Here is a 3,537-nt window from a genome sequence, read left to right on the forward strand (position 1 = left end):
GCGTGGGGGGGGGGGCGCCGGGGGCGCGGGGGCCGCCCCCCCCCCCCCGCGGCCCCCCCCCCCCCCCCCCCGTCGCGGGTAGGATCGGTCTCGGAAACCAGCGTCGCGGGGACGCTGCCAGCACGGTCCCTCGACCCTGGTGTGGGGGACCCGGTCCGGGGGAGGCCCACCCGCCCATGACGTTGCTGCAGGTCCAGGGACTGACCAAGTCCTTCGGAGCCAGGCGGGTCCTGCAGGAGGTCTCCTTCAGCATCGCCGCGGGCGAGGTCGTCGGGCTCGTCGGCACCAACGGAGCAGGCAAGTCGACCCTCGGCGACGTCCTCGCCGGCACCACCCCCGCCGACGGCGGGGCCATGACGCTGCAGGGCCACCCCTACGCGCCCCTGTCGGTCGACGACGCCCGCCACCTCGGCGTCGGCGTCGTCGAGCAGCTCGTCCGGATCGACCCCGCGCTCACCGTCGCGCAGGCGGTCTTCCGCGGCACGGCGCAGGCCGGCCGCCCCCAGGCGGAGCTGCGCCGGCAGGCGCAGGTGCTGCTCGCCGAGGTCGCCCTCGACGTCGACCCGGACACCCTCGTCGGGGACCTGCCGCACTTCGTGCACGGCCTGGTGGAGACCGCCCGCGTGCTCGCCGAGGACACCCGGCTGGTCGTGCTCGACGAGGTGTCGGCGGCGCTGCTGCCCCTGGAGGTCTCCCGCCTGCACGCCGTCACCGGGCGGCTGAGCCGGCAGGGCCGCGGCGTGCTCTACATCAGCCACCGGCTGCCCGAGATGCTCGAGGTGGTCGACCGGGTGCTGGTCCTGCGCGACGGCCGCATCACCCTCGACGCCCCGAGCGCCGACCTCGACCCCGTGCGGCTGGCCGCCGAGACGGTGGGCGCGCCGGTGTCTCCCCCGGCCCCGCGGATCGCGTCGGTCGCGCCGGCCGTCCCGGACGACGACGTCCCGGTGCCGGCCGGCACGCACCCGGCTCCCTCCGACGACGAGGTCGCCCTGCAGGTGCGCAACCTGCGGGTGCCCGGCCGGGTCGAGGGCGTCGACCTGGTGCTGCGCCGCGGTGAGGTGGTCGGGCTGACCGGGCACCGCGCCTCCGGCGTCAACGAGATCGCCGACGCGCTGTCCGGGGAGCTGCCGGCCGTCACCGACGAGCTGCTGCTGCACGGCGAGCCCCGGTCGCTGGGCCCGGCCGACGACCGCTCCCTGCGGCTGCCCGCCTACCACCCCGACCACGACGCCTACGGCGTCGACCCCGGCGAGACGATCGCCCGCACCCTCACCCAGGAGGCGTACGGGGCGCTCACCGACATCCGCGAGGAGATCGCCAGGCTGCGCGGCGTCATCCGGACCGTGCACCGGATGGACGTGAAGACGCTGAGCATCCGCACCGTCTTCGGCGCCCTGTCCGGCGGTGACCAGCACAAGCTGGCGCTGGCCCGGTGGATGGCCTCGGCCCGGGACGTCGTCGTGCTGCACGAGCCCACCCGCGGGCTCGACGTGCGGGCCCGCGCCCAGGTGCGCCAGCTGCTCGACGAGGCGACCGCGCACGGGACCTCGGTCGTCGTCGTGTCGGTCGACCCCGACGAGCTGGCCGAGTGCTGCGACCGCGTCGGCATCGTCTCCGGCGGCCGCGTCGCCCGCTGGATCGACACCCGCGAACTCGCCGTCGACGCGGTCCGCGACCGCATCGTGGAGGCGGCCACCGCCGCGTGAGGAAGGACCCCGTCCTCCCCACCCCTGGCCCGCTCGGGGCGGGCCCCGGGACGGGGCCGTTCCAGCACCTCACCTCCGGCCCGTGGGGCTGCGCGGCGGCACCCGGCCCGGCCCCCGTGCGGGCCGGGTGCCGGCCGGCGGCTAGACGCTGACGGTGGCCGCGACGGACCGCAGCTTGTGCCGGGCGAGCGCGAGGTTCGCGGTCACGCGGTTGAGCGCGAGGTAGATGAACAGGCCGGAGTTGCCCTGTCCCTTGAGCACGTTGATCAGGTGGTACTGGTTCTGCAGCGTGATCAGGATGTCCTCGATCTCGTCCTTGAGCTCGAGGTCCTGGATGGTGCGCAGCTTGGCGCGCACCACGTTCGAGTTCCCGGCGGCCGCGACGTTGAGGTCGAACCCGGGCGTGCCCCCGCTCGCGAGGGCCATGCCGCTGTCGATGTCCACGATCGCGGCGCCGCTGGCGCCCTCGATCGCGAGCAGGTCGGCGATGACGTTGTCCAGCTGTGCCACGGGAGGGGCTCCTGTCGTCTCGAGAGGGGAAGGCAGCAGCGGGCTGCTGCGGACCGGGTCGGGGTGGGACCCGGGTCGACCGGACGGACCGGCCGTCTCTGTGTGCACGGGGGACGGCTCCGGCGCCCCCGTGTCCTGCGGTGCACCGGCGGGAGCCGGGTGCGCGGCCCCTGCGTCGTCGGCGGGAGGCGGGTCCGGGAGGGTCCCCGGGGATGTCGCCGGCCGAGGCCCGTCGTCGGGTGCCCGGTCCGGTGGCGGCACCGCGGCCTGCTCGCGGGGAGCGGGTCGCCGCCACGACCACAGCGACGCCCACCATCCGCTTGCCATGCCTCAATGACCGCCTTGTTCCCGCCTTGGTTCTCGCCTTCGCCGAGGGGCTCTGGACCCCAGAGAACACGCCTCCCGGAGGCCCGGCAAACCGGCCGGCATACCTGCAGGTGAGCGCGCAGCCACCGACCGCAACGGTTCCGGCGGGGCTCCGGCGACGACCGCGCGTGTCCCGGACGGCGGTGCGGGAGCCGTCCGACCGGCGGTTGGTCCCGGGACGGACGTAGGGCAGACTCGGGCCGCCCCGCGGCGCCGGGTCGGCGCCGCCTCGCCTCAGGAGGATCCTTGGCCACCGCTTCCGTGCCGGCGTTCGGCGCCCGCCCGCTCGTCCTCGCCGACCTGGTCCCCGCCGTCCGGGCGCGCAACGTCGTCCTGGTGGCGCTGGGCGTGCTGTTCACCGCGCTGCTCGCGCAGGTCTCGGTGCCGGTGCCGGGCTCGCCGGTCCCGGTGACCGGGCAGACGCTGGCCGTGGTGCTCACCGCGGCGAGCCTCGGCCCGGTGCGGGGCGTGGCCGTGCAGGTGGTCTACATCCTGTCCGCGCTGGTCGGGCTGCCGTTCTACTCCGAGGCCTCCGGTGGCTGGGACGTCGTCGTCGGCGCGACCGGTGGGTACGTGTTCGGCTTCATCCCGGCGGCCTACCTCATCGGCCTGGCCGCCCGGCACGGCGCCGACCGGCGCTTCCTCACCTCGGTGCCGCTGTTCGTCGCCGGCCAGGCGGTCGTCTTCGCCGTCGGCGTGCCCTGGCTGGCGTTCGCCACCGGCATGAGCGCGTCGCAGGCGCTGGAGGCGGGCTTCTACCCGTTCATCATCGGGGGCCTGATCAAGGCCGCGATCGCCTCGGTGGTCCTCGGTGGCGCCTGGCGGGTGGCGCGCCGCCGCGGCTGACGCCCCGCACCCCGTCGTGCCCCGCCCCCCCGCCCGGGGGGGGGGGGCGCCGGGTGGCCGGGGGCCGCGCGGGGGCGGAACCCCCCGCGGGGCGGCCCCTTTTTAT

Annotated in this window: 3 protein-coding genes; 2 read left to right on the top strand and 1 reads right to left on the bottom strand. The window is 76.1% G+C overall.

Annotated elements, in window-relative coordinates; translation table 11 throughout:
* Positions 1-176: 176 nt before the first annotated feature.
* Positions 177-1,709 carry an ATP-binding cassette domain-containing protein gene (locus ACI78U_RS24805; protein WP_456878114.1) on the top strand — a complete coding sequence of 511 codons (1,533 nt, stop codon included), beginning with the start codon at positions 177-179 and terminating at the stop codon, positions 1,707-1,709.
* Positions 1,710-1,850: 141 nt separating this feature from the next.
* Here ACI78U_RS24805 and ACI78U_RS24810 read toward each other — a convergent pair whose 3' ends face one another.
* Complete coding sequence (locus ACI78U_RS24810) at positions 1,851-2,219, bottom strand: hypothetical protein (protein WP_456878115.1); 369 nt, start codon at positions 2,217-2,219, stop codon at positions 1,851-1,853.
* A gap of 612 nt (positions 2,220-2,831) precedes the next feature.
* On the opposite strand from ACI78U_RS24810, the gene ACI78U_RS24815 reads away from it, so the two are divergent.
* Complete coding sequence (locus ACI78U_RS24815; RefSeq protein ID WP_456878116.1) at positions 2,832-3,431, top strand: biotin transporter BioY; 600 nt, start codon at positions 2,832-2,834, stop codon at positions 3,429-3,431.
* Positions 3,432-3,537 lie beyond the last annotated feature (106 nt).

It is taken from the genome of Geodermatophilus sp. SYSU D00710, assembly GCF_054050195.1.